The following is a 25,606-nucleotide window of genomic DNA, read 5'->3' as shown; positions in this document are numbered from 1 at the left end:
TCGCGGTCATGACGGAGACGAGCCTCAAGCCGTTTCCAGCTTCTGCCATTCGGGCAGCGGGAATATGCGGTCATAGGCCCAGTTGAACACGAACGCATAGACCAGGTAGAACACGGCGAAAGATATATCGAGCAGGAAGGCCTGCCAGAGCGAGATGCCGAGATACACCGCAATCAGCGGCATTAAGACGATCAGCAGTCCGGTTTCGAACAGGATCGCATGAAGCACGCGGATCGGCGTCGTCTTCGCCGTGGTTCCACGCAGGCGCTGCATGGCGCGGTCGAAGCCGAGATTATAGATGTAGTTCCAGATCGTCGCGAGGGTCGCGCTGCCGAAACCCACTATGCCGATATCATGCAGCGGCATGCCGAACGCCCACGCGCCGAGCGGCGTGACGAGGGCGAGGCCGATGATTTCGAAGCTGAGTGCATGACGGATACGGTCGCGTGTCGTGCGCATGATAGTCCCCACCAGGAATAGTCCGGGTCGTCCCGAACGATTGTCCCAAACTGGGGGAGGCCGTCCTCGCTTGCGCTCACCATATAAGTCCGCCAGAGACCAAGCACAAGCAGGGCTGCGGGGACTATAATAAAGTTACAGGCGCTTGATGGAAGTGATCGCGCCGTAGCTTGTCGTGCGGATGCGTTCTTCCGCGACAGCAAGCGGCTCGATCATCACGGTCATGCTGTGGCCGGTGGCGTGGATGAAGTTCGTGGCATCCACCATGAGGCCCACATGGCCTTTCCAGAAGATCAGGTCACCGCGTTGCAGGCCGCTGAGATCGGGCCTGATCTCGATGCTGCGCCCAAGCTCCTTCTCCTGCATGTCGCTGTCGCGCGGGGCCTTGATGCCGGCGGCCGTCAGCGCCGTCTGCGCGAGGCCAGAGCAATCGATGCCGAGGCTCGTCTTGCCGCCCCAGAGATAGGGTGTATGCAAGAAGCGCTCGGCGGCACCGACGTAATCAGCTTCCCAAGCATCGAGCATTTTCAGATGCGCGGCGAACACCCAGCCGCCCGTGGCGAGACGCGCGTATTCGCCTTGCGTCTCCACCACCACGACCTTGGAATTCAGAGTCAGGTGATCCTGATAGGGCAGCTTCAGGTTCGGGCCGGGATAGATGAAAGTGCGGATTGCGCCGACCTTGTGCGTGGGTTCAGTATTCGCATCGCTTAAGCCGACGCTCGGCAGATAGCCCACATAGCCGTCGTCGTTGAGCTGCACCCAGGCCCAGCCTTCATGCTCGTCATAGACCGTCACGGCCTCGCCGAAGATCGCCTGCGTATCGACAGGTGCTTCGCGGGAGGGATGGCGGTGCAGGGGCGCGAAGGAGGCGATCAGGCGCTTGGCCGTGCCGGTGGTGAAGCGCTCGGCCTCGACCTGTCCACGCAGGCGCTCATCGGCCAGATCGGCGCGGACAGGCGTGATGCGGCGGTCGAAACTCATCGGGGCAGCTCCTTGGCGCGGGTGGTCACGATATCTCCTAGCCGCTCCACGGCCAAAGCGCCAGCGACCGTGCGCTGGATGATGACATTGCGCCGATCCGCCTCATCCCGGCGCCGGGTGACGTAGTCGAGCTTGCCGAGCGTATCGAGCGCGCGGGTGACGACGGGTTTGGTGACGTTGAGCTTCTGGGCGAGGCCGCGCACCGTATGCGGCGGCGCTTCCAGATAGATGGTCAGAAGAATCGCGATCTGGCGCGAGGAGAGATCGCCGCCCTGATGCACGAGGTCCAGGTTCACATCGTGCCAGAGACGCAGGGATTGAAGAGGACGCAACTCGACAGCCATGCCGCACCGTTCGTTTCGGACCCGTATTATTTGGTGTCATAACGAACGGTGCAACCATTCCCTGCTGCTATGCTTAAAAAGCGTAGCGCTCCTTCAGGTAGGCATACATCAGGCGTGCCGCATGAACCTCGCCGCCTTCGGGACGGCCCGGCTTGGTGGAGGGGTTCCAGGCGAAGATGTCGAAATGTACGTGGGCCTTCGCATCCTTCACGAAACGGCGCAGGAAAAGCGCCGCGGTGATGGAGCCGCCCATGGGGCCGCCGGTATTGTTCATGTCCGCGAATTTGGAGTCGAGTTGAGCCTGATAAGGTGCCCAGAGCGGCATGCGCCAGACGGGATCGTTCACGGCTTGGCCATGGCGGGCGATGTCGGCGGCAAGCGCGTCGTCATCCGTGAAGAAGGGCGGCAGTTCGGGGCCGAGCGCCACGCGGGCGGCACCCGTGAGCGTCGCGAAATCCACGATAAGGTCCGGCTTCTCCTCATCCGCGAGCGCCAGCGCATCGGCGAGGATCAGACGACCCTCCGCATCCGTATTGCCGATCTCGACCGTGATGCCTTTGCGGCTCTGCAGGATATCGCCGGGGCGGAAGGCGTTGCTCGAAATGGAATTCTCGACGGCGGGAATGAGCACACGCAGGCGCACGGGCAGCTTTGCGCCCATGATCATGCTGGCCAGCGCCAACGTCGCTGCGGAACCGCCCATGTCCTTGCGCATGAGCAGCATGGACGAGGCGGGCTTGATGTCGAGGCCGCCGGTATCGAATGCGACGCCTTTGCCGACCAGCGTAATGCGCGGTGCTTTCTCGTTGCCCCAGGTGAAGTCGATGAGACGCGGCGGTGTCGCCGATGCCCGTCCGACCGCGTGTATCATGGGGAAGTTCTGTTTCAGCAGATCGTCGCCGACGATGCTGGTGAACTTCGCGCCGTGCCTCTCCGCAATCTGGCGCGCGGCGGCTTCGATGCCGTCGGGGCCGAGATCGCTCGTGGGCGTGTTGACGAGGTCGCGGCTTGCGTAAACAGCATCCGCAATGCGCGTCACATCATCCGCATCGACGCCCTTCGGCGCGATGAGCCGCACAGACTTCTCGTTGCGCTTGCGATAGCGGGTGAAGCTGTAGCTTCCGAGAATCCACGCGAGTGTGGCGAGCGTCGGGTTCGGTGCTTCCGTCTCAAAGCGATAAACGCCGTCCGGCAGAAGCGTCGGCAATTTGCCGACGAGGAAGGGATCGTCGTGCTTGGCCTCAGTGCCGTTAAGGCCAAAGACGACGCCGAGAATGCCGCCATCCGCATCCGACAGGATGCAATGGCTCCCAGCCTTGCCCTCGAAGCCTTGCACCTTCGCGAAAGCCTGCGCGGCCTGCGGAAGCTTGGATGCGATCTCCGGCCATGATTGGTCATTCACGAGCCAGATGGGACGCGAGGTCTCGTTGTCTGCGGCGAGAAGGGGATGGGGCATGAGATTTGACCTGAGAGTGGGTTGTGCCGTTCAACGCTGCGCATGGGCACGCACGATGCGTGACAAACCGGCGAGCAAGGCTTGTTGTGGGATCTTCGTCTGCGCCTCGATGCCGTATCTCTTGAGAGCGTGAATATAAAGCTCGGCGCGGCTTTCTTCAGCCATGATGGTGACGCTCTTGGGACGTCCGAACTGGGCAAGCGCGCCGTTGATTTCATCACCGGTCAACAAGCCCGACAGGTACGGCGCGAGCAGATTGCTGTCCATGCGTTTGGAAACGACGGATGCGCGGGCGCTGAACAGAAGATGCAGCAGGCCAACGGCATTCTCGCCGTCGTTGCGCATGGCGGCGTCGAGCCCGAGATCGAAGCCGCTCAGATCTTCCGGCTCGGTCGCGGGGCGACCGATCATGGAATGCTCACGCAGCAGCGCGTACATCTCGCCGGTCATGTAGGTGGCGAAACGCGCGATACGTCCATCGCGCATCTCGATCCATTTGGGATGGGTTCCTGCCGAGCAGATGATGCCGTTCTCGATGCCGGAACCGAGCGCAAGGGTTTCCTCGCCACGCATCACATCGGCGGCGCCGGGAGCAGGCTCGCAGAAAAGGCCGGGAATGATGTAGCCGCTGCGGCCATTGCCCAATTCCACCGGTACCATCGCTTTCGCGATTTCCTCAGGGCCGGCGGGGCAGGTGGCGTAAGGCGCTTCCACCCAGCCCTCGCGGCTTCCCACCATGCCGACGAGCAGCACGGGCGCGTCAGGTTTGGCTTCGAGCCAGCGCCCACATTGGCGCAGAAACACGTCGCGATGCTGGCCCTTTTGAAGTTCGGAAACGCCCTCGTTCGACGAGACCTGATCGAGAATGGTTTCATCCTCGATCAGGTAGCCACGGAAGCGTGTCGTTCCCCAATCGGCGACGATGAATCGCAAAGGCATATCCCTTCGTGGTCAGCGCGTTCCGTACATGCGGTCACCGGCATCGCCGAGACCGGGAACGATGTAGCCGTGATCGTTGAGACGCTCGTCGATCGAAGCGGTCCAGATGTCCACATCCGGGTGAGCGCCGCGCAGCTTCTCGATGCCTTCGGGTGCAGCCAATAGGCACACGAAACGCAGATCCTTCGCGCCTCGTTCCTTCAGGCGGTCGATGGCGGCGACTGCCGAGTTCGCGGTGGCGAGCATCGGGTCGAGCACGAGCACCATGCGGTCCGCGAGGTCGGACGGGGCCTTGAAGTAATATTCTACGGCTTGCAACGTTTCCGGATCGCGATAGAGGCCGATATGCGCCACGCGCGCCGCAGGCACGAGCGTCAGCATTCCGTCGAGAAAGCCCACGCCTGCGCGCAGGATCGGTGCGAAGACCAGCTTCTTGCCGGCAATCTGCGCGCCTGCCATCTTGGTCATCGGCGTCTCGATTTCGATCCGCTCCATGGGAAGGTCACGGGTAACCTCGTAGCAGAGCAGCATGCCGATCTCGTTGAGGAGCTGGCGGAAGCCCTTCGTGGAGCGCTCCTTGTCGCGCATCAAGGTCAGCTTGTGCTGCACCAGAGGATGATCGACCACCGTGACGCCCTGCATGTTCTTGCCCTCTTTCATCGTCGCATACCTACTCAATTAAAACACTGTTCCGTCGCTGATGACGCTGAGAGGCGGCGAACCGTCGCCGCGCTTCTCCTTCGCCAACCGGCGCCCCGTTGCCCAGGTGCCGCCTTCGAGCGCCTTGGCCAGGGGGAAGTCCTCCGCCTTGAAGCCCAGCTTCGCGCGGATGGGATCGGCAATGCGGTCCAGAAGCGCAACCGTCAAGGCCCGCCATTCAACAACGAGCTGCGAATCCACCGCATGAGCGCGCTTGGCGTCTTCCTGATCCTTCAGGCCGATAACGCCCGTGTCGAGAAAAAGGCCGCCATTGCGGTATTCCGGCAGGCCGGTGAGGCCGTCGATCTCGACAACATTGTAGCCCGCCCATTCCAGAGGCTCGATAAGGGAATAGGACAGCCATTGCGAGAGCTTGTGGAAGGGAATCAACCCCTTCGTGGCATCGGGCGCCTCCACGAGCGGGTGGCGCCACGTATCGCCGAGGTCGATGCCGCCCAGTGTGATGCGCCCCGGCCAGATCGGGCCGAGATGGGCCAGCAGGGCTTCGAGGATGGAGGTCGCCTTGATGTTGTCGTCCAAGGTCGTACCCGCGATCACATCGAAGATGCCGCCGGGCCTGGGATCGTCCGCCTGGCCGAAAATGTCGGGATTGGTCGCGACCACACGGCCAAGGCGATTGAGGAGCGAGGCGCGGCCCTCAAGCCCCACAAGCGGATTATCCACTGATACCTGGAAGCCGGAGGCCAAGTCCTCGGCCGTCATCGTCATCAGCACATCCGCATCCACACGGAACGGATCGTTGGGATTGCTGGAGAACGCGCCACTCAAGAACATGTCGAAGCTTGCGATCGCAAGGCCCTCAGAGCGCGTATAAGTCTCGCCCGTGCGGCCTTCCTCGTAGCGCCATTGCGGGCCGGCGCCCGCATCGAGCAGCACGGAGACGATGGCGAGGTCGAAGGCGGCGCGAGCCATCTGGGCGGCATTCTCCCAGGGCGCGCCATGCATCACCGCATCCCACCGGTCGTGGCCTCCGGCCGAGAAATGACGCCAGCGGGCATGGAAAGGAATGTCGAGAGAGGGGTAGGCCTCGCGAATGGTGGCAACAACCTCGTCGGCGCAAGCGTCCAGCCGGTTCAGATCGACCGTGAAATGGTGCAGACGGCCGGCAAGGCCGGCTTCGAGAAGCTGATGCGAACGCTCCCGCACCGCCTTTGCGGTCAGAAGCTTGCGGGCGGCAAGAGTCTCTGAAGACAAGTGGGTCTCTGAAGACAGGTGGGTCTTGGAAGACAGGTCAGGCTGGTCCGTCAATCGGGGCTCCGGTGTTCTCGACGCGAGAAGCGATAGCATAGTCTGTCGCCGGCCAGCACCGTCGGGGCCAGCCGATTGTGGAGAAGGTTAAAAGCGCTCGAGATCGCGGCCCTTCACCTTGTCCAGACCCTCGGCATCGGGGGCTCCATCCGGCGTATAGTAGCCGGCAGCCTTCTTCGCTTCCAGCTCGACCTGAGCATCCGGCGGCACCAGTTCGGCGGGGATCGGCACGCGCTCCACCACCTCGATGCCGGAGCCGGTGATGGCATCGTATTTCATGTTCGACATGGACATGAGCCGGTCGATGCGGCGAATGCCGAGCCAGTGCAGCACATCAGGCATGAGCTGCTGGAAGCGCGCATCCTGCACGCCCGCCACGCATTCCGTGCGCTCGAAATAAGTTGCGGCGGAATCGCCGCCCTCCTGACGCTTGCGCGCATTGTAAACGAGGAACTTGGTCACCTCGCCCAGCGCGCGGCCTTCCTTGCGGTTATAGGCGATCACGCCGACACCGCCCGACTGCGCCTCTCTCACGCATTCCTCAATGCCGTGCACGAGATAAGGACGGCAGGTGCAGATGTCGGAGCCGAACACGTCGGAGCCGTTGCATTCGTCATGCACGCGGCAGGCGATGCGGGTTTTCGGATCGCTCAGGCGCGACACCTCGCCGATAACATAGACCGTGATGTTGCCGATGGGCGGCAGGAACACGCTCATGTCGGGGCGCGTCACGAGTTCGGGGAACATGCCGCCGGTCTGTTCGAACAGCGTGCGGCGCAACTCGCCTTCCGAGCAGCCGAAGCGTTCCGCGATGCCGGGCAGATACCATACGGGATCGACCGCGATCTTGGTGACGGAAATGTCGCCGGATTCGTGCAGGAAACCGCCATCGGCCTTCAGCCGGTTCGCGCCCATGGCCGCGAGAATTTCCGGCATGTTGAGCCGCGCTTTCGTCACCGCAATGCTGGGGCGGATGTCGATGCCGCTGGCGATATCGTCCTTGAAGACTTCGCCGACCATATGGCCCCAGGGATCGAGCGAGACGATCCTGCTCGGTTCCGACCATTGCGGATACGGGCCGATCTCGGCGGTGGGATGCGTGTTGTGAAGATCGGGCCGCGCCAGCGGATTGAGCGCACGGGCGGAAATCGCGAGTGCCCGGTAGAGCGAATAGGAGCCGCCATGCGCGCCGATGACGTTGCGGTCGGCAGGGTTGGTGACCGTGCCGATGATCGGCCCGCGTTCCTGAGGCGTCGAGGCGCCCCACTTGATCGGATGCTTGATCGTGCCTGCATTCGGCTCGGGGTGAGAGGTGAGCCGGATATGGGTCGAGCGGTTAGGCGAGCTCATCGATGATCTTCCACGCGAAAACGGGAAGACTCCCCCTGATCGTCCGGAGAGTCTCCATACGATCTATAGGAGACTGATCCAAAGTTGCGGGGCCGTCAATGGGTTGGGGGTAGGGTGTGGTGAGGGGAAGTTGCGGCCAAGGTTGTCGTGGCCAAGCTGTCATCCCGGATCGGCTGCGCCGTCCGGGATGACCACTAGGGGAAGCGGTTAAACCCAGGCCTTCCCCTTGCCCGGATTTGCCACGCCCAGCAGCGCCAGCACGCTTGCACCCATATCGGCAAAGCTCTCCCGCCGCCCGATGCTGCCCGGCGTCACGCCCGGCCCGAAGACCAGGATCGGCGCATGCTCGCGGGTGTGATCCGAGCCCTGCCATGAGGGATCGTTGCCGTGATCGGCGGTGATGATGACGATATCGCCATCTTTCAGCACTGCCTCAATCTCGGGAATGCGCCTGTCGAAGGCCTCCAGCGCGTCGGCATAGCCTGGGATGTCGCGGCGGTGGCCGAACTCGCTGTCGAAATCGACGAGGTTGGCGAAGATGAAGCCGCCATCGGGCAGAGACTTCATGGCGTCGATGGCGGCGGACAGGCAGGCATCGTTGCCGTTCGGCTTGATCTCCTGGCCGGTGCTGCGATGGGCGAAGATGTCGCCGATCTTGCCGACGGTGACGACAGTGCGCCCGGCCTTGGCGAGCGTGTCCATGATGGTGTCGGCAGGCGGAGGCGTCGCGAAATCCTTGCGGTTGCCCGTGCGCTTGAACCCGGTCTCGGGCGTGCCCTGGAAGGGGCGGGCGATCACGCGGCCGATCTTGTATTCGTCGCAGAGTCCGCGCGCGATCTCGCAGAGTTCGTAAAGGCGCTTCAGCCCAAAACTTTCCTCATGCGCCGCGATCTGAAGAACGCTGTCGACGGAGGTGTAGCAGATGGGCTTGCCGGTCTCGAGATGTTCCGCTGCGAATTCATCGATGATGGCGGTGCCGGACGCGTGCTTGTTGCCGAGGATGCCGGGAAGCTTCGCGCGTTCGATCAGAGCGCTCGTCAGTTTCTCGGGGAAAGTGGGCACCGTGTTGGGGAAGTAACCCCAGTCGAACGTGACGGGGACGCCCGCAATCTCCCAATGGCCGGAAGGCGTGTCCTTGCCCTTGGAGGTTTCGACGCCGTAGCCCCAGGCGCCCTTCAGGGCTCCTTGAGGCGCAAGGTTTGGCGGCATGCGGCCCGTGGAGGCCTCGCAAGCCAGGCCCAAGCCGAGGGCTGTCATATGGGGCAGGTTCAGCGGGCCCCGGCGCAGGCCCTCGCGGTCGCCGCGTCCATCGGCGCAGGCTTCCGCGATATGGCCCACCGTATCGGCGCCCACATCGCCATAAGCCGCTGCATCCTCCGCGCCGCCGATGCCGACGGAGTCGAGAACGATGAGAAGAGCGCGTGCCATGAATGAAGGTCCTTACTTGAGATTCACGACTGATACGGCATTACGGCGCAAGATGCGATGCCCCACCTTTATGGGGGTGTCAGCCATGATTGCGGTCCTTACGGGGGGTAAGCCTCACTGCCTCACGGTGTTGGAGCCTGCCGTTTCCAGGTTGAACGCCGCCGCGAACAGGGCTCGCGTATAATCCGTCTGCGGCGCGGCGAAGATGCTCTCGGCCGCCCCTTCCTCCACCACCTTGCCGTTCTGCATGACGACCACATGGTTCGCGAGCGCGCGCACCACCTTCAGGTCGTGGCTGATGAACATGTAGGCGAGGTTGCGACGCTTCTGGAGATCGCGGAGAAGCTCCACGATTTGCGCCTGCACCGACATGTCGAGGGCGGAGGTCGGCTCGTCCAGCATGATGAATTGCGGCTCCAGCGCCATGGCGCGCGCGATGGCGATGCGCTGGCGCTGGCCGCCGGAGAATTCATGCGGATACCGATCCATGGTCGCGGGGTCGAGGCCGACATCGTAAAGGGCCTTCGCCACGATGTCGCGGCGTTCGGCATAGGAGAGGCTCTTGTTCTGCACGAGCAGCCCTTCCTCCACGATCTCCGCCACCGACATGCGCGGCGAGAGCGAGCCGTAAGGGTCCTGGAACACCACCTGGAGATTCTTGCGCATGGGGCGCACTTCTTTGGAGCGCAGGCCGTCGATGCGGTTGCCGAGGAAGACGATAGGCCCTTCCGACTGCACGAGGCGCAGGATCGCAAGTCCCAAAGTGGTCTTGCCTGAGCCGGATTCGCCGACCACGCCCACAGTCTCGCCCTGGCGCACGCGCACGGACACGCCATCCACTGCTTTCACATGGCCGACAGTGCGTTGCAGGAAGCCGCGCTTGATGGGGAACCAGACCTTGATGGGGCCCGCCTCCACGACGGTCGGCGCATTCTCGGGCACCGGGTTCGCGCGGCCCTTCGGCTCGGCTGCCAGAAGACGCCTGGTGTATTCGTGCTGCGGATTGCCGAACACCTCCTCCACGCTGCCATGCTCGACGATCTCGCCCTTCAGCATGACGCAGACGCGATCCGCGATCTTCCGCACGATGCCGAGATCGTGCGTGATGAAGAGCATGGACATGTTGAGCTTGGATTTCAGCTCGGCCAGCAATTTCAGGATCTGCGCCTGCACCGTCACGTCGAGCGCGGTGGTGGGTTCGTCCGCGATGAACAGGTCAGGCTCGTTGGCGAGCGCCATGGCGATCATGACGCGCTGTCGCTGACCGCCCGAAAGCTGGTGCGGATAGGCGTTGAGCCTCGACTCCGCATCGCGGATACCCACGAGGTGCAGAAGCTCCAGCGTGCGGGCGCGCGCCTCGCGCTCCGACATGCCGCGATGCAGCTTGAGGATTTCGCCGATCTGCCGGTCGATGGTGTGGAGCGGATTGAGCGAGGTCATCGGCTCCTGGAACACCATGGTGATGTCGTCGCCGCGCACCTTGCGCATCTCGTCCTCGGTGAGCGCGATCAGGTCCTTGCCCTTGAACAGGATCTTGCCCGAAGGGTGATGCGCGGACGGGTAGGGCAGGAGCTTCAGTACGGAGAGCGCCGAGACCGACTTGCCCGATCCCGACTCGCCCACGAGCGCCACCGTCTCGCCGGGCATGATGTCGAACGACACCTTGTCGACGGCGAGCATGTCGCCCCCGCCCTGGCGGAACGCGACGGAGAGATCCTGCACTGAGAGGAGGGGCTCTGTCATCGAAACGTCTTTCGCGGATCGAAGGCGTCACGGACCGCTTCGCCGATGAAGATGAGGAGGCTGAGCATGACGGCGATCACGAAGAAGCCTGCGAGGCCGAGCCACGGCGCCTGGAGGTTCGCCTTGCCCTGTGCCAGCAACTCGCCGAGCGAGGGCGAGCCGGGGGGCAGGCCGAAGCCGAGGAAGTCGAGGGAGGTGAGAGTCGTGATCGAGCCGTTGATGATGAACGGCATGAAGGTGAGCGTCGCCACCATGGCGTTCGGCAAAAGGTGCTTGAACATGATGGTGGCGTTGGACAGGCCAAGCGCCCGTGCGGCACGCACATATTCGAAGTTTCGGGCGCGCAGGAATTCCGCGCGCACCACGCCGACCAGCGACACCCATGAGAAGAGCAGCAGGATGCCGAGCAGCACGAAGAAGCTCGGCGTGATGATCGACGAGATGATGATGAGCAGGTAAAGCGCCGGAATCGCCGTCCATATCTCGATGAAGCGTTGCGCGATCAGATCGATCCAGCCGCCGTAATAGCCCTGCACCGCGCCGGCGAGAATGCCGATGATGGAGGAAATGCCTGCCAGAGTGAGGCCGAACAGCACCGAGAGACGGAAGCCGTAGATGAGGCGCGCGACCACGTCGCGGCCCTGGTCGTCCGTGCCGAGCCAGTTCCACTCGATGCTGCCGCAGCCCGTGCCGCCATTGCGCTCCGCGATGGGGCGGCATTGCTCGTCGGTGAGCGTCCATGTGGGCGGTGCCGGGGCGGGCACGGGGAGGTCGAGATTGTGCGTGTTGTAGGAGAAACGGACCGGCGCCCAGAGGAGCCAGCCGTTCTCCTGGATCTCCTTGGAGATGACGGGATCGCGATAATCCGTGACCGCCAGGAAGCCGCCAAACTTTTCTTCCGGGTAATCCACAAAGGCCGGATACAGGATCTCGCCCTTGTAGGAAGCGAGGATCGGCTTGTCGTTGGCGATGAGTTCGGCAAACAGGCTGAGCACGAACAGGACCATGAAGATCCAGAACGACCACAAGCCGCGCCGGTTCGCCTTGAAGTTCTGCAGGCGCCGCCGGTTGAGCGGCGAGAGCTTGACGAAGCCCTCACGCGGCAATGGCGGCGCGACGGGCGAGGAGGCGGGGGAAACGACGGGAACGGTCTCGTTCATCTCACGCCTCCCTCGTCTCGAAATCGATGCGCGGATCGATCCAGGTATAGGTGAGGTCGGAGACCAGGTTCACCGCGAGGCCGACCAGGGAGAAGATGTAGAGGTTGGCGAACACTACGGGATAGTCGCGGTTCACGATGGACTCGAAGGAGAGAAGGCCGAGGCCGTCGAGGGAGAAGATCGTCTCGATCAAGAGCGCCCCCGCGAAGAAGGCTCCGATGAAGGCGCCGGGGAAGCCAGCGATCACGATCAGCATCGCATTGCGGAAGACGTGGCCGTAGAGAACCTGGCGCTCGGACAAGCCCTTCATGCGCGCGGTGAGCACGTATTGCTTGCGGATCTCGTCGAGGAACGAGTTCTTCGTCAGCAGCGTCGAGGTGGCGAATGCGCCCAATGCCATGGCCGTGATCGGCAGCACCAGATGCCAGAAATAATCCAGGATCTGCATGTACCACGGCATCGAGCTCCACCCCTCGGAGGTGAGGCCGCGTAAAGGGAAGAACTGCCAGAACGAGCCGCCGGCGAAGAGCACGATCAAGAGGATCGCGAAGAGGAAGCCGGGAATTGCATAGCCGATGATGACGATGGCGGAGGTCCAGATGTCGAAGGACGAACCGTCCCTCACGGCCTTCTTGATGCCGAGGGGAATCGAGATCGCATAGGACAGAAGCGTCATCCATAACCCTAAGCTGATCGAGACGGGCAATTTCTCCTTGATCAGCTCCAGCACCGAGATGTCGCGAAAATAGCTTTTGCCGAAATCGAACCGCGCATAATCCCAGATCATCTTGAAAAAGCGCTCGTGGGCCGGCTTGTCGAAGCCGAACTGCGTCTCCAGCTGTTTGATGAATTGCGGGTCCAGGCCTTGCGCGCCGCGATAGCGGGAGGACGTGGAATCACCTCCGCCGCCGGGGCTCTGGCTGCCGCCGCCGAGATCGCCGCCACCGCCGGAAATGCGGGAGGTGGCGCTCGAATCCTGCCCCTGAAGCTGCGCAATGATGCGCTCCACCGGGCCGCCCGGCGCGAACTGGATGATTGTAAAGGAGATGAGCATGATCCCCAGGATGGTCGGGATCATGAGAAGGATGCGTCGCGCGATATAGCCCAGCATCAGGCGTCCGCCCGCTTGCGGTCGATGTGACGTGTCAATTCGATGTTCAAATCTTATCCTCGCCCGATCCGCTTGGCCTTTTCGGCATCGTACCACCAGCTCCCTGGCGCGCCAGACGCGAAGCGTGGCTTCGTCTCGGGGCGGGAGAACTGGTCCCAATAGGCGATCAGGTCACTGGATCTGTACCACATGGGCACCCAATAATGGCCCGAACGGAGAACCCGGTCCAGGGCACGGCAGGCGATGTTGAGCTCCTGGCGAGACTTGGCGGTGGCGATCTTCTCGATCAGGGCATCGACGGCGGGTTGAGCGATGCCGGCGATGTTCTGCGATCCTGGCGCCTTGCCGGCTTCCGAGCCGTAGACCACCCGCAGGCTGTCGCCGGGCGTGGCGCTGCCCGCGAGGTTTCGGCTTGCCATGTCGAAATCGTATTCATCCATGCGGCGCTGGTACTGAGCCGCATCCACGATGCGCGAGACTGCCTCTATGCCGAGCCGCTTCAGGTTGGCCTGGAAGGGCTGCGTGTGAGGCTGCAAGGCGGCCTGGGAGTCTAGGAACTCGATCCGGAAAGGTTGGCCGTTGGGCAGTTTCAGTACGCCGCCCTCGCGCTTGCATCCGGCCTCGCGCAGCAGCTCATCCGCGCGACGAAGCAAGCGCCGGTCCTGTCCCGATCCATCGGAGACGGGCGGCGGAATCGGCTCGCCGAAGGCGGAAGCTGGAAGCTCGGCGCGAAACGGCTCCAGCAGGGCAAGCTCCTCGGGTGAGGGCATGCCCGCAGCTTTCATGTCGCTGTTCTCGAAATAGGACGTGGTGCGCTTGAACATGCCGAACATGATGTTGGCATTCGTCCATTCGAAATCGAAGGCAAGGCCGATGGCCTCGCGGATGCGCGGATCCTTGAAGGCATCCCGGCGCAAGTTGAAATACCAGCCCTGGATGGTGGAAGGGGCGTCAATCGGAATTTCTTCTCTTTTCACTTTGCCTTCACGCATGGCCGGGAAATCGTAGCCCGTGGCCCAGATGCGAGAGGTGTATTCCTCATGATAGTTGAGCGTGCCGTTCTTGAAGGCCTCAAAGGCGACCGTCCTATCGCGGAAATAATCCCACCGAACGCGGTCGAAATTGTTCAGGCCCACATTCACCGGCAGGTCCTTCGCCCAGTAATCGGCCACGCGTTCGAACTCGATGTACCGCCCGGTTTCGAAACGCCCGACCCTGTAGGGGCCGGAACCGAGCGGCGCTTCGAGCGTCGCCGCCTCGAAATTCTTAGCCGCCCAATAGCGTTCCGAAAAGATCGGCATTCCGGCGACGACGAGATGCAGGTCGCGGCTGCGCTGCGGCGTGAACTGTACGCGCAGAATGTCATCTGCTTCAGTTTCGGTGGAAGCCATCTGCGTCAGTAGCGAGCGGAAGACCGGATGCCCCTTCTCCTTGAGGATATTCAGCGAGAAAGCGACGTCCTTTGCGGTCAGTCGAGAGCCATCGTGAAAGCGCGCTTCAGGACGCAAAGTGAAGCGATAGGTCAGTTTGTCGTCGGATACGCGCACGCTTTTTGCCACAAGGCCGTAGAGCGCATCCGGCTCGTCGCCCGATCCCGACATCAGAGTATCGAAGGTGGCGGTCATGCCGGCGGCGCCGTCGCCCTGCAGCACGAAGATGTTGAGCGTGTTGAAGGTGTCAAAATTCTGATTGCCGATGCCCTGCTTGATCTGGAGCGCCAGTGTGCCGCCCTTGGGAGCGTTCGGGTTGACGTAGGAAAAATGCTTGAAGTCGGGCGGATATTGCAGCTCGCCGAAGCTGGAGAGGCCGTGGACTTCCGCGCCGCCGTTCTCCTGCGCAAAAGCGGTTTTCGGCAGCAGGCTGATCGCGGTTGCGGCAGCGCCGCTTTTCAGGACCGCGCGACGGCTGAAGGTTCTCATCGTGGCGCTCCGGTCTTGGCGGCTTTGGCCTCGTCGTACCACCAGATGGTCGGGAACGCGGCGCCGCCGTAGCGCGGCATGTTCTCAGGATGGCTGTAGCGGTTCCAGCGGGCGGTGCGCTGTTTCAGAGATGTCCATTGCGGCACCACGTAGTTGTGCGCCAGCAGCACGCGGTCGAGCGCTTTCGAGGCCGAGACCAGCTCATCGCGATCCTTGGCGTAAACGATGCGCTCGATCAGGGCGTCGACAGCGGGATCGGCGATGCCTGCAAGATTGCGCGAACCTTCGCGCTTTGCAGCTTGCGATCCCCAATATTCGCGCTGCTCATTCCCTGGCGATGACGACTGTGCCCATACACCCGTGGTGATGTCGAAGTCGAAGCTGCGTGTGCGGTTAGTCTCTTGCGCATCGTCCACGATGCGCACCGTGGTTTTGATGCCCAAGCGGTCGAGTGCCGGTTTATAGAGCAATAAGATGCGCTCGTCGCTGGGTGTGCTGCCGAGCATTTCCACGCTCAAGACTTCACCATTCGCATTCACGCGGCGGCCGTTTTTCACTTCCCATCCTGCTTCGCGCAGCAGGCGGTCAGCCTCGCGCAAATTGTTGCGGATAGCTTCCGGTGAATCGTTGATGGGATTTTTGTAAGGCGTGGTGAAGACTGACGCCGGAACCTTGTCGCGCAGGGTTTCGAGAATCTCCAGCTCCTTGCCTTCGGGCAAGCCGGAGGAGGCGAGGTCGAGGCCGTAGAAATAGCTCGAAGGCCGCTCGTAGAGTCCGTAAAAGACCGTCTTATTCAGTTCCTCGAACGGGAAAGCAAAATTGAACGCGCGGCGCACGCGCTCGTCCTTGAACTTGTCGCGTCTCAGATTGAGCACGAAGGCCTGCATGATACCCCTTGCGGCGTACTGGAATTCCTCAAGAACGACGCGGCCTTCCTGGCGTGCAGGGAAGTTGTAGCCCGTCGACCAGTTGCGCGCGCTGTTCTCTGCCCGGAAGTCGATGCGATCTCCCTTGAAGGCTTCGAGCAGCACCGTCGCATCGCGATAATACTCGTAGCGGATCTCGTCGAAATTGTTCTGGCCGACATTCACGTTGATGTTGGCGCCCCAATAATCCTTCACGCGCTCGTAAGTCGAATTGCGGCCTGCTTCGAAGCTCTTGAGGCGGTAGGGGCCCGAGCCCAGCGGAGGCTCGAGGGTCGTCTGCGTGATGTCGCGCTTGCGTCCATCGGGTGCGGTGCCCTCCCACCAATGCTTCGGCAGCACCATGAGCTGGCCCATGATCTGCGGCAGCTCGCGATTGCCCTTCTCGTCGAAGGTAAAGGTCACCTCGCGCTCGCCCGTCTTCTCGGCCTTGGTCACGTTGGCGTAATAATAGGCGTAAGTGGGGCTGTTAACCTTCAGGTTCTCGAATGAGAAGATCACGTCGTCCGCTGTGACCGGCTGCCCGTCATGCCATTTGGCTTCCGGACGCAGGCGGAAGCTGACGGTGGAATAATCCTTCGGATAGGTGAAGCTCTCCGCCAGCAGGCCATAGGCCGCGTTCGTCTCGTCCAGGGCACCGGTCGTGAGGGACTCGTAGATGAGGCCGAGGCCCTGCTCGGGTGAGCCCTTCACGCCTGCCACCACGATGTTGAAGCTGTCGAAGGTGCCTTGCGCTCCAAACCGCACCAGGCCGCCCTTGGGGGCGTTCGGATTCACGTAGTCGAAATGCTTGAAGCCGGCTGGGTACTTGGCCTCGCCGAGAAGGGTCGCGCCGTGCCGCCATTGCGGTTCCTTGGGGGCTTCCTGAGCCGCGAGGGGAGAGAAGGCAAGGCAGGCAGCCAGGAGGATTGGCAGCGCGAAACGGATCAAAGGCGTCTCCTTACGCGTGAGGCGTCTATCAAAGCATCGGACCCAAAAGTGGATTTGCACTTTTGGGACCCATCCGATGCTTCCTTCTTAGAATAAGAGCATCGTACATTTTTGTGCGCGGTAGGGCGAGCGCAAGGGAGACCATGCAAAACAAAAGCCGGGCGCGAGGGCCCGGCTTTGCTAAAATGCAATGATGTTCGCTCTGGTTACTGAGCGGCCGGAAGCGCAACCGGGCTGTCGGAGAGCGTGCGGAGATAGGAGAGCAGGTCGGCTCGCTCCTTGTCGCTGGCGATGCCGGCGAAGGCCATGATGGTGCCGGGGGTGGCCTGCTTGGGGTTATGGACGAAGGCGTTCAGGGCCTCGTAATCCCAATTGCCGCCATGGGCCTTCATGCCGTTCGAATAGTTGAAGCCCTCGTGCGAGGCGACGGGGCGGCCGACGACGCCGTAGAGGTTCGGGCCGACCTTGTTGGGGCCGCCCTTCTCGAAGGTATGGCAGGAGGCGCACTTCTTGGACGCGGCCTGGCCCTTGGCCGGGTCGGCGCTGGCCAGAAGCACGGGCAGGGGCTGGGCCGGCTCGGCCGGGGCGCCACCGCCTGCAGCGGCACCCGCTTCGGGAGCCGGAAGATCGTAGCCCGGAACGGCGGGCTTATGAGGCGAGAACAGGCCGCCTGCAACAACGTTGACGCCAACCACGAAAAGGAGCGTGGCAAAAACGGCACCGGCGATCTTGTTGGTCTCGATATTCATAGGTCAGGCTCTCCTCGCCTTATCGGCGAAATCAGCGCAGCAGAACAACTCCACGAGCGGGCGCCCGCGATAGGGGCGTTGCTTAGCCGTAGAGATAGGGGTTTGACAATGGGGTTCTTTGGATCTCTTCGAGGTTTTCGCCGCTCCCGTGGTCGCAGCACCGGCTGAGAAACGCCCAAGTTCCGCGGGAGGTCCGGCCTTGAGCCCATGACAAATGGTCCCTGCCTTGGTAAGGACGCGAAAGATCCAAGCCCTCAAAGAACCCATGTCCGATCCTCTCGTTCTCATTCCCGCCCGCCTTGCGGCGACCCGCCTGCCGAACAAGCCCCTGGCCGATATCGCGGGCGAGCCCATGATCGTCCATGTCTGGCGCCGTGCCATGGAAGCCGGGATCGGCCCTGTCGCCATCGCCACCGACGCGCCGGAAATCGCCGAGGCCGTGACCCGGGCCGGCGGGCAGGCGGTGCTGACCAGGGCCGACCACGCCTCCGGCTCCGACCGCATCTTCGAGGCTGTGGAAAAGCTCGATCCGGAAGGCCGGCATGACGTGGTCGTGAACGTCCAGGGCGACCTGCCGACTGTCGATCCGCGCGCTATCGCGGCTTCCATCGCGCCCCTGTCCGACCCCGCCGTCGATCTGGCGACCCTGGTCGCGATGATCGAGCGCGAGGAGGAGAAGACCAATCCCAACGTGGTGAAGATGATTGGCAGCGAGGTCTCGCCAGGCCGGTTCCGCGCCCTCTACTTCACCCGCGCCACGGCCCCTTATGGCGAGGGGCCGCTCTACCATCACATCGGCCTTTACGCCTATCGCCGCAAGGCGCTTCAGCGCTTCGTAGGCCTGCCGCCTTCGCCGTTGGAACTGCGCGAGAAGCTGGAGCAGCTGCGGGCGCTGGAGGCCGGCATGCGAATCGACGCGGTCGTCGTCGATGACGTGCCGCTCGGCGTCGATACCCCCCACGATCTGGACAGAGCCCGCGGGATCATCGCGGCCCGGAGGACAGCATGAACAAGGTCATTTCATTCCAGGGCGAGCCGGGGGCCAATTCCCACATCATCTGCTCGGAGATGTTTCCCGATTGGGAGGTGCTGCCGTGCCCGACCTTCGAGGATGCCTTCGCCGCCGTGAACGAGGGGCAGGCGGGTCTCGCCATGATCCCGATCGAGAACTCGATCGCGGGCCGCGTGGCGGATATCCATCACCTCCTGCCGACGTCCGGCCTGCACATCATCGGCGAGGGCTTCCTGCCGATTCATTTCCAGCTCATGGCGCTGCCCGAGGCTGATCTCGGCACGATCAAAAGCGTCTACAGCCATGTCCACGCGCTCGGCCAATGCCGCAAGATCGTCCGCAAGCTCGGTCTGAAGGCTTATGTGGCGGGCGATACCGCAGGCTCCGCGCGCCAGGTAGCCGAGTGGAAGGACCCGACCCGCGCCTCGCTCTCGCCGCGCATGGCGGCCGATCTCTACGGCTTGAAGATCATTGCCGAGGATGTGGAGGATGAAGCGCACAACACCACGCGCTTCGTCGTGCTGTCGAAGACACCGAAATGGGCGCCCGCCGGCAACGGCCCGACCGTGACTTCCTTCGTCTTCCGCGTCCGCAACCTGCCCGCCGCGCTCTACAAGGCGCTGGGCGGTTTTGCGACGAACGGCATCAACATGACGAAGCTCGAGAGCTACATGCTCGAGGGCGAATTCCTGGCGACGCAGTTCTATGCCGAGGTGGACGGCCACCCGGAAGATGCGAACCTCAAGCGCGCGCTGGAGGAGCTGGAGTTCTTCTCCCGTGAGCTGCGCATTCTCGGCGTGTATCCGGCAGCACCGTTCCGCGAGAAGATCAAGGAAGTGGCGGAATAAGGGCACGTCATCCCGGACGGCGAAGCCGATCCGGGATCGTCAGCAGGATGAAGTGCTGAAACTCCCCCGTCATCACCGGCCTTGTGCCGGTGATTCCGATGAGTGGAGGCAGTGCTCTTCGGATCGGGATGGCCGGGACAAGCCCGGCCATGACGTGGATGTTTCCATCGCTTGAGTTGGAACGCTCTGTCGCGCTCTAATCCTTCATCCATTCCCGCAGCAGATGGTTCGCGATCGCAATCGGTGAGGGTGCCGCGAAGTCCTCGTGCGTGCCGTCCAGCATGCGCCGCACATCGTGTTTCGAGAACCAGCGCGCGTCCTGCAATTCCTCGCGATCAAAATTGATCTCGTCGCTGATCGCCTCGCCTTGGCAGCCGATCATGATGTTCGACGGGAAGGGCCAGGGTTGCGATGCGAGATAGCGCACTTCACCGACGCGGATGCCCGATTCCTCAAAAGTCTCGCGCCGTACCGCATCCTCGATGGTCTCGCCCGGTTCGAGGAAGCCTGCGAGGCAGGAATAGACCTTCTCCACAAACCGCGGCTGACGCCCGAGCAGGCACTTGTCGCCGCGCGTGATCAGCATGATCACCACAGGATCGGTGCGCGGAAAATGCTGCGCGCCGCAAGAACTGCAATCGCGGCGGAAACCCGCCTGTGCGGCTTGAGAGGGCGCGCCGCAATTGGCGCAGAAGCGATGACGGTTGTGCCAATCCAGGATGGACTTCGCCATGGCGAGGATGCCGAGTTCCTCTACTGGCACCAACCCACGGGTCGCAATCGCGCGCAGATCGGTCACGACATGAGCTGGCTCCTGAAACAGCTCCGCCGCTTCCGGAGCCGCAAGCGTTGCTATGATGGGTCTGTCGCCAAGAACGCCGAGGAACACCTGTTCCTTGTGCGCGGACAACCGGTCGAGTGTCGAGAAGGGCAGGAGGCTCGTTCCCGGTTCTCCGGCCTGGAGAACCGGCTGATCGCCCGCGAGCAGGATCAGCGCACTCTTCGGATCTTTGACAGCTTTGGATAGCGCCTCCGGGTCATGCTCGACCGTGTGGCGAACAAGAGCGTTGCTGGTGTAGCCGAGAGAAATCGCCATGGTCATGCCGCCGCGAAAAGAGCGGCCGCGCGCTCGATGAGCGCGGTCACCGCGTGGTCAGGGTAGGGAGCCTTCGTGCCGTGGCCCCAGGCAGGACCGGGCCAGGCCGGATCGGAGCGGAAGCGTCCGATCACATGCACATGCAGCTGCGTCACGATATTTCCCAGCGCACCCACATTCACCTTGTCGGGTTTCGACAGCTCCAGCATCACGCGGGTCGTGATGCGGATCTCCTGCATCAGTTGCGCCGAATGCTCCTCGGAGAGATCGGTCAACTCGCTGACGCCGTCGATGCGCGGGACCAGGACGAACCAGGGAAAACGCGCATCGTTCAGGAGTAGGACGGAGCAGAGAGCAAGGTCGCCGACGGGGATCGTGTCGGCTTCGAGCCGGGAATCGAGCTGGAATGTCATAGAATTTATGTAGCCGAGGTGGCGGTGGGTTGTCAGCCGGGAATGCCGTTTCCTCCCACGTCATCAGAGGATGGGTCATCCCGGACGGCGGATCCGGCGCACGCGTTCCCTCCCCCTTGCGGGGAGGGGTAGGGTGGGGGTCGCAAAGTCAGAGCCCATCGTGGCATCCAGACACCACAACAGCCCGACGATGTCATGGCCGGGCTTGTCCCGGCCATCCCGATGCGAAGAGCGGAGCGCTCACCATGATCGGGATCACCGGCACAAGGCCGGTGATGACGTGAGAGTAATCTGGGTCGATCTCTCGCCCAGCCAGACCGCCCCCACCCTAGCCCTCCCCGCAAGGGGGAGGGAACACCGCTACACTCTTATGTTCTGCATTTGTTCTTGACAATGATCCTAACCTTGGCTATGGTGGGCACAGCCTGATCCACCGAGGGGCGCGCTCGCGAGGCGTCGTGATTGTGGGATCGGGCACGGTCCTGCTGGGGGCGTCGCAAGCCCGCTGACAGGAGGCCCTCCGCTGAAAGACGCGGTGTACGCCTAAAAAAGCCGTGCGCGGGGAGCCGTCAGGTTCTCAACACAAACACACACACGAGCCGGACGCCTCCTCGCGCCCTCCCTCGACCCAACACCCTCGGGCCACACGCCGCGAGGTCACGCCCGCGTGCCCATGACGCCCCGCGATAATGCCCTGCATCCGAGGACCATCGCCGCCTTCGCTTGTGCAATCCGGGGACGACTCGCGGGTCGAGCCTTTCCAACTTGCGTTCCCTGTCCGAAACGCCCATATAGCGATTGGGAGGTTGGCGAGGGACGTCTCACTCGCCAACCGGGTCAGATCCGGAAGGAAGCAGCCCTAACGAGACCGAACGGGTCTTCGTCCAGCCTCCCACCTTAAGTAGCATTTTTCGGCGAAGTGGATCCGGTTCGACGTCAAAAAATGCGGTCACAAAGAGAGACGATTCCGCGTAAGTGGAAACAGCTCCAGAGTTTTCCAAAGCCTTGCAGCCCATGGACGATACCACAGCCGGCACGCCCCCGAACGACGAGCCGGCCCTGCCGGGCTTCCCCGCTGCGCCGGCCCCTGCGGCTCAGGCTTCGCCTTATCGCGTCCTTGCCCGGAAATACCGCCCCCGCACCTTCGACGACCTGATCGGTCAGGAGGCGATGGTGCGCACGCTGTCCAATGCCTTCGAGACCGGCCGCATTCCGCAGGCCTGGATGCTCACCGGCGTTCGCGGCGTCGGCAAGACCACCACCGCCCGCATCCTGGCGCGCGGCCTCAATTACCAGAAGGAAGACGGCTCCGGCCAGCCTACCATCCACATGCCGGAACTCGGCGTGCACTGCCAGGCGATCATGGAATCGCGCCACGTGGACGTGCTGGAGATGGACGCCGCGTCCCATACCGGCATCGACGACGTGCGCCAGATCATCGACGGCATCCGCTATTCGCCGGTCTCCGCCCGCTACAAGGTCTACATCATCGACGAGGTCCACATGCTCTCGGAGAAGGCGTTCAACGCCTTCCTGAAGACGCTGGAGGAACCGCCGCCGCATGCGAAGTTCATCTTCGCCACCACCGAGATCCGCAAAGTCCCCGTCACCATTCTCTCCCGCTGCCAGCGCTTCGACCTGCGCCGCATCGAGGCCGACAAGCTCGTGGGCCATCTCGGCCGCATCTGCGAAGCGGAAGCGGTGAAGGCCGATCAGGAAGCGCTCGCGGCGATTGCCCGCGCGGCGGAAGGCTCGGCGCGTGACTCGCTCTCCCTCATGGATCAGGCCATCGCCCATGGCGCGGGTGTCGTCACCGCCGACACGGTGCGCGACATGCTGGGCCTTGCCGACCGAACCCAGGTGATCGACCTGTTCGAGGCCGTGATGCGCGGCGACGTGCCCGCCGCTTTCGCCGGTCTTCGCGCGCAATACGATGCCGGCGCCGACCCGGGTGTGATCCTCTCCGATCTCGCGGCCTTCTCGCATATCGTCACGCGTCTCAAGCTGATCCCGGAAGCAGCGAAGGATCCGGCCTTGTCCGAGATCGAGCGCGTTCGTGGCACGGAATTCGCGCAGAAGCTTTCGGTGCGCACGCTCTCGCGCGCATGGCAGATGCTTTTGAAGGGCATTCCCGAAGTTCAGTCTTCCAACCGTCCGATTTCCGCCGCCGAAATGGTGCTCGTGCGTCTCGCTTACGCGGCGGATCTGCCGACGCCCGACGAGGCCTTGCGCGCGCTGAAAGACGGTTCGCCTCTGCCCGCAGGCAGTCCGGCTCCCGCGCCGTCCAGGCCATCCGGTGGCCCGGCAACATCCGGCTCCATGGCGCTGGCGACGTCGCAACCTCATCCGCAGCCGCGCCCGCAACCCGCGCAGGCGGAACCCACCATGCGGCTTCGCCGCTTCGAGGATGTGGTGGCGCTCGCCAGCGAGCAGCGCGAAATCGTGCTGAAGGCCGCGCTCGAACGTGATGTGCGCCTCGTGCGTTTCGAGGAAGGCCATATCGAGCTCAGCCTCACCGAATCCGGCAACCGCACTATCGCCAACGATCTCTCCCGCGCGCTCCAGAAATGGACCGGCGAGCGCTGGATGGTGGCTTTGTCGTCGGAGGAGGGCGCGCCCACCTTGCGCGAGCAGGCGGAGACCGCCGAGCGTGAGCGCAAGGCCGGCGCCGCCAGTCATCCGCTCGTGCAGGCGGTTTTGTCGAAATTCCCCGGCGCGCAGATCGTCAACGTGGTCGAGCGTGCGGAGAAGGACGGCGAGACGGATGCCGAGGCGGAACTTCTCGGCGACGCCGATGGGCTTGCCGCGCACGAGGCCGAAGAAGACGACGATCTTTTCTAATCAGAGGATACGATCATGAAGGACATCATGGGACTGATGAAGCAGGCTCAGGCCATGCAGCAGAAGCTGCAGGATGCCCAGGCCGAGCTGGACACTCTCGAAGTCGACGGCACGGCCGGCGGCGGTGTCGTGACCGTGAAGGTGTCCGGCAAGGGCGCGCTCAAGGCGATTTCCATCGATCCCACCCTCATGAATCCGGACGAGAAGGAGATCCTCGAGGATCTCATCGTCGCCGCCATGAACGATGCCCGGGGCAAATCCGAGCGCGCTGCGCAGGAGCGCATGGAAAGCATCACCAAGGGCCTGCCGATTCCGCCCGGCTTGAAGATGTTCTGAGGAGTATCGCGCGAAGAAGTGGGTACCGGTTCTTCGCATCGAGCGATGCGGTAAAAGCAAAAGAGAGACTGCATGGCCCAGCACGTCGCCGGTCCTGAAATCGAGCGCCTGATCCAGCTGCTCGCGCGCCTGCCGGGCCTCGGCCCGCGCTCGGCGCGTCGTGCGGCTTTGCATCTCATCAAGAAGCGCGACACGCTGCTCAACCCGCTGAGCGATGCCATGCGCATCGCCAACGAGCGCATCGTCGTGTGCTCGTCCTGCGGCAATGTCGATACGTCGGAACCCTGCACGATCTGCCGCGATGCCAAGCGCGATCCGTCGATCCTCGTCGTGGTCGAAGACGTGTCGGATCTCTGGGCGTTGGAGCGTTCCGGCGCGGTCAATGCGAAATACCATGTGCTCGGCGGCGTGCTCTCGCCGCTCGACGGCGTGCGGCCCGAGCACCTGAATCTCGACCGCCTCGTCGAGCGCGCATCCGAGCCGGATGTCGTTGAAATCATCCTGGCGCTCAACGCCACGGTCGATGGGCAGACGACGGCGCATTACATCACCGAACTCCTCGGTCATCTGCACGTGAAGGTGACGAAGCTCGCCCACGGCGTGCCGGTCGGCGGCGAACTCGATTACCTCGACGAGGGTACGCTCTCCGCCGCCATCCGCCAGCGCACATCGTTCTGATAACCGCAGGTGACAGGCTCCGATCCCGTTGCTAATCAAGCGGCACCCGAAATTCTTGCGCCGAGTTTTCCCATGTCCAACACCGATCTCGCCCGTAATGTCGAAGCCGCCTGGGAAGACCGGGCGAATGTAAGCATATCTACCACGGGTTCCGTGCGCGAAGCCGTCGAGGAAGCGATGAACCTGCTCGATTCAGGCCAGGCCCGCGTGGCGGAGAAAGCGGCCAGCGGCGAGTGGCAGGTTCATCAATGGCTGAAGAAGGCGGTGCTGCTGTCCTTCCGACTTAACGACATGAAGGTCGTGTCCGGCGGTCCGGACGGCGCGACTTGGTGGGACAAGGTGCCTTCGAAGTTCGAAGGCTGGGGCGAGAACCGTTTCCGTGAAGCGGGCTTCCGCGCCGTGCCGAACACGACAGTGCGACGCGGCGCCTATATCGCGCCCGGCGTCGTGCTCATGCCGTCCTTCGTCAATCTCGGCGCCTATGTGGACGAAGGCACCATGGTCGATACCTGGGCGACCGTCGGGTCCTGCGCGCAGATCGGCAAGAACGTGCACCTCTCCGGCGGCGTCGGCATCGGCGGCGTGCTGGAGCCGCTGCAGGCCAACCCCACCATCATCGAGGACAACTGCTTCATCGGCGCACGCTCCGAGGTGGTCGAAGGCGTGATCGTGGGCGAGGGCTCGGTGCTCTCCATGGGCGTCTTCATCTCCGCCTCCACGAAGATCATCGACCGCACCACCGGCGAAGTCTTCATCGGCCGCGTGCCGCCCTATTCGGTCGTCGTCCCCGGCTCGCTCCCCGGCAAGCCCCTGCCGGATGGCACTCCCGGCCCGTCCCTCTACTGCGCCGTCATCGTGAAACGCGTGGATGCACAGACCCGCGCGAAGACCGCCATCAACGAGCTGTTGCGGGATTGAT

General features: G+C 63.1%; 23 protein-coding genes and 1 other RNA gene. 7 read left to right on the top strand and 17 right to left on the bottom strand.

From position 1 onward, the window contains the following. Positions 1-24: 24 nt before the first annotated feature. From AB4Y85_RS03640 to AB4Y85_RS03570, 15 genes are all read right to left on the bottom strand, one after another. Positions 25-459: a PACE efflux transporter gene (locus tag AB4Y85_RS03640; protein ID WP_441983490.1), complete on the bottom strand. Its 435-nt coding sequence runs from the start codon at positions 457-459 to the stop codon at positions 25-27. Between the two features lie 135 nt (positions 460-594). Then, positions 595-1,443 carry a C40 family peptidase gene (locus AB4Y85_RS03635; RefSeq protein ID WP_441983489.1) on the bottom strand — a complete coding sequence of 283 codons (849 nt, stop codon included), beginning with the start codon at positions 1,441-1,443 and terminating at the stop codon, positions 595-597. Continuing rightward, positions 1,440-1,787, bottom strand: a complete 348-nt coding sequence (locus AB4Y85_RS03630) for a MarR family transcriptional regulator (RefSeq protein WP_441983488.1) — start codon at positions 1,785-1,787, stop codon at positions 1,440-1,442. The genes AB4Y85_RS03635 and AB4Y85_RS03630 overlap by 4 nt, the downstream gene beginning before the upstream one ends. Before the next feature lie 73 nt (positions 1,788-1,860). Continuing rightward, the gene (locus AB4Y85_RS03625; protein WP_441983487.1) at positions 1,861-3,243 is read right to left on the bottom strand and encodes a leucyl aminopeptidase family protein; all 1,383 of its coding nucleotides are present in this window, start codon (positions 3,241-3,243) and stop codon (positions 1,861-1,863) included. Positions 3,244-3,273: 30 nt separating this feature from the next. Next, positions 3,274-4,176 carry a 2-dehydro-3-deoxygalactonokinase gene (locus AB4Y85_RS03620; RefSeq protein WP_441983486.1) on the bottom strand — a complete coding sequence of 301 codons (903 nt, stop codon included), beginning with the start codon at positions 4,174-4,176 and terminating at the stop codon, positions 3,274-3,276. 18 nt (positions 4,177-4,194) lie between these two features. After that, entirely contained in the window at positions 4,195-4,824 is a 630-nt protein-coding gene (gene upp / locus AB4Y85_RS03615) for a uracil phosphoribosyltransferase (protein ID WP_441983701.1), read from the bottom strand. Between the two features lie 36 nt (positions 4,825-4,860). Next, the gene (locus AB4Y85_RS03610) at positions 4,861-6,150 is read right to left on the bottom strand and encodes a URC4/urg3 family protein (protein WP_441983485.1); all 1,290 of its coding nucleotides are present in this window, start codon (positions 6,148-6,150) and stop codon (positions 4,861-4,863) included. Between the two features lie 87 nt (positions 6,151-6,237). Continuing rightward, entirely contained in the window at positions 6,238-7,500 is a 1,263-nt protein-coding gene (locus AB4Y85_RS03605) for a GTP cyclohydrolase II (protein WP_441983484.1), read from the bottom strand. A 207-nt stretch (positions 7,501-7,707) separates the two neighbouring features. Then, entirely contained in the window at positions 7,708-8,928 is a 1,221-nt protein-coding gene (locus tag AB4Y85_RS03600) for a phosphopentomutase (protein WP_441983483.1), read from the bottom strand. Positions 8,929-9,042: 114 nt separating this feature from the next. Next, positions 9,043-10,671, bottom strand: coding sequence for an ABC transporter ATP-binding protein (locus AB4Y85_RS03595; RefSeq protein WP_441983482.1), 1,629 nt, complete (start codon positions 10,669-10,671; stop codon positions 9,043-9,045). Continuing rightward, positions 10,668-11,831 (bottom strand): ABC transporter permease, encoded by a 1,164-nt coding sequence (locus AB4Y85_RS03590; protein WP_441983481.1) that lies wholly within the window; start codon positions 11,829-11,831, stop codon positions 10,668-10,670. Before AB4Y85_RS03590 ends, AB4Y85_RS03595 begins: the two co-directional genes overlap by 4 nt. Position 11,832: 1 nt before the next feature. Next, the gene (locus tag AB4Y85_RS03585) at positions 11,833-12,942 is read right to left on the bottom strand and encodes a microcin C ABC transporter permease YejB (RefSeq protein WP_441983480.1); all 1,110 of its coding nucleotides are present in this window, start codon (positions 12,940-12,942) and stop codon (positions 11,833-11,835) included. Between the two features lie 53 nt (positions 12,943-12,995). After that, positions 12,996-14,861, bottom strand: a complete 1,866-nt coding sequence (locus AB4Y85_RS03580; RefSeq protein ID WP_441983479.1) for an extracellular solute-binding protein — start codon at positions 14,859-14,861, stop codon at positions 12,996-12,998. Beyond that, positions 14,858-16,714, bottom strand: a complete 1,857-nt coding sequence (locus tag AB4Y85_RS03575; RefSeq protein WP_441983478.1) for an extracellular solute-binding protein — start codon at positions 16,712-16,714, stop codon at positions 14,858-14,860. Before AB4Y85_RS03575 ends, AB4Y85_RS03580 begins: the two co-directional genes overlap by 4 nt. Before the next feature lie 206 nt (positions 16,715-16,920). Further along, a complete protein-coding gene (locus AB4Y85_RS03570; RefSeq protein ID WP_441983477.1) occupies positions 16,921-17,463 on the bottom strand; it encodes a c-type cytochrome in 543 nt (180 codons plus the stop codon). A 265-nt stretch (positions 17,464-17,728) separates the two neighbouring features. Here AB4Y85_RS03570 and AB4Y85_RS03565 point away from each other — a divergent pair, with 265 nt between their 5' ends. Continuing rightward, entirely contained in the window at positions 17,729-18,472 is a 744-nt protein-coding gene (locus AB4Y85_RS03565) for a 3-deoxy-manno-octulosonate cytidylyltransferase (protein ID WP_441983476.1), read from the top strand. Continuing rightward, positions 18,469-19,323: a prephenate dehydratase gene (locus AB4Y85_RS03560; RefSeq protein WP_441983475.1), complete on the top strand. Its 855-nt coding sequence runs from the start codon at positions 18,469-18,471 to the stop codon at positions 19,321-19,323. The genes AB4Y85_RS03565 and AB4Y85_RS03560 overlap by 4 nt, the downstream gene beginning before the upstream one ends. 196 nt (positions 19,324-19,519) lie before the next feature. On the opposite strand, the gene nudC is transcribed toward AB4Y85_RS03560, so the two are convergent. Then, on the bottom strand, positions 19,520-20,419 hold the full coding sequence (nudC, locus tag AB4Y85_RS03555) for an NAD(+) diphosphatase (protein WP_441983474.1): 900 nt from the start codon (positions 20,417-20,419) through the stop codon (positions 19,520-19,522). A gap of 2 nt (positions 20,420-20,421) precedes the next feature. Next, positions 20,422-20,832 (bottom strand): HIT domain-containing protein, encoded by a 411-nt coding sequence (locus AB4Y85_RS03550; protein WP_441983473.1) that lies wholly within the window; start codon positions 20,830-20,832, stop codon positions 20,422-20,424. Between the two features lie 800 nt (positions 20,833-21,632). On the opposite strand from AB4Y85_RS03550, the gene ffs reads away from it, so the two are divergent. From ffs to dapD, 5 genes are all read left to right on the top strand, one after another. Continuing rightward, positions 21,633-21,729: signal recognition particle sRNA small type (gene ffs / locus AB4Y85_RS03545), an RNA gene on the top strand. 117 nt (positions 21,730-21,846) lie between these two features. Further along, the gene (locus AB4Y85_RS03540) at positions 21,847-23,673 is read left to right on the top strand and encodes a DNA polymerase III subunit gamma/tau (RefSeq protein WP_441983472.1); all 1,827 of its coding nucleotides are present in this window, start codon (positions 21,847-21,849) and stop codon (positions 23,671-23,673) included. A 15-nt stretch (positions 23,674-23,688) separates the two neighbouring features. Then, positions 23,689-24,009, top strand: coding sequence for a YbaB/EbfC family nucleoid-associated protein (locus AB4Y85_RS03535; protein ID WP_441983471.1), 321 nt, complete (start codon positions 23,689-23,691; stop codon positions 24,007-24,009). A 72-nt stretch (positions 24,010-24,081) separates the two neighbouring features. Next, entirely contained in the window at positions 24,082-24,687 is a 606-nt protein-coding gene (gene recR, locus AB4Y85_RS03530) for a recombination mediator RecR (protein ID WP_441983470.1), read from the top strand. Positions 24,688-24,759: 72 nt separating this feature from the next. Continuing rightward, positions 24,760-25,605 carry a 2,3,4,5-tetrahydropyridine-2,6-dicarboxylate N-succinyltransferase gene (dapD, locus tag AB4Y85_RS03525; protein WP_441983469.1) on the top strand — a complete coding sequence of 282 codons (846 nt, stop codon included), beginning with the start codon at positions 24,760-24,762 and terminating at the stop codon, positions 25,603-25,605. Position 25,606: the final 1 nt, after the last annotated feature.

The organism is Microvirga sp. 2YAF29 (assembly GCF_052114605.1).
Classification (GTDB): domain Bacteria; phylum Pseudomonadota; class Alphaproteobacteria; order Rhizobiales; family Beijerinckiaceae; genus Microvirga.
The sequence above is the reverse complement of the archived record's forward strand: the minus strand, read 5'-3'. Positions and strand labels throughout refer to the sequence as shown.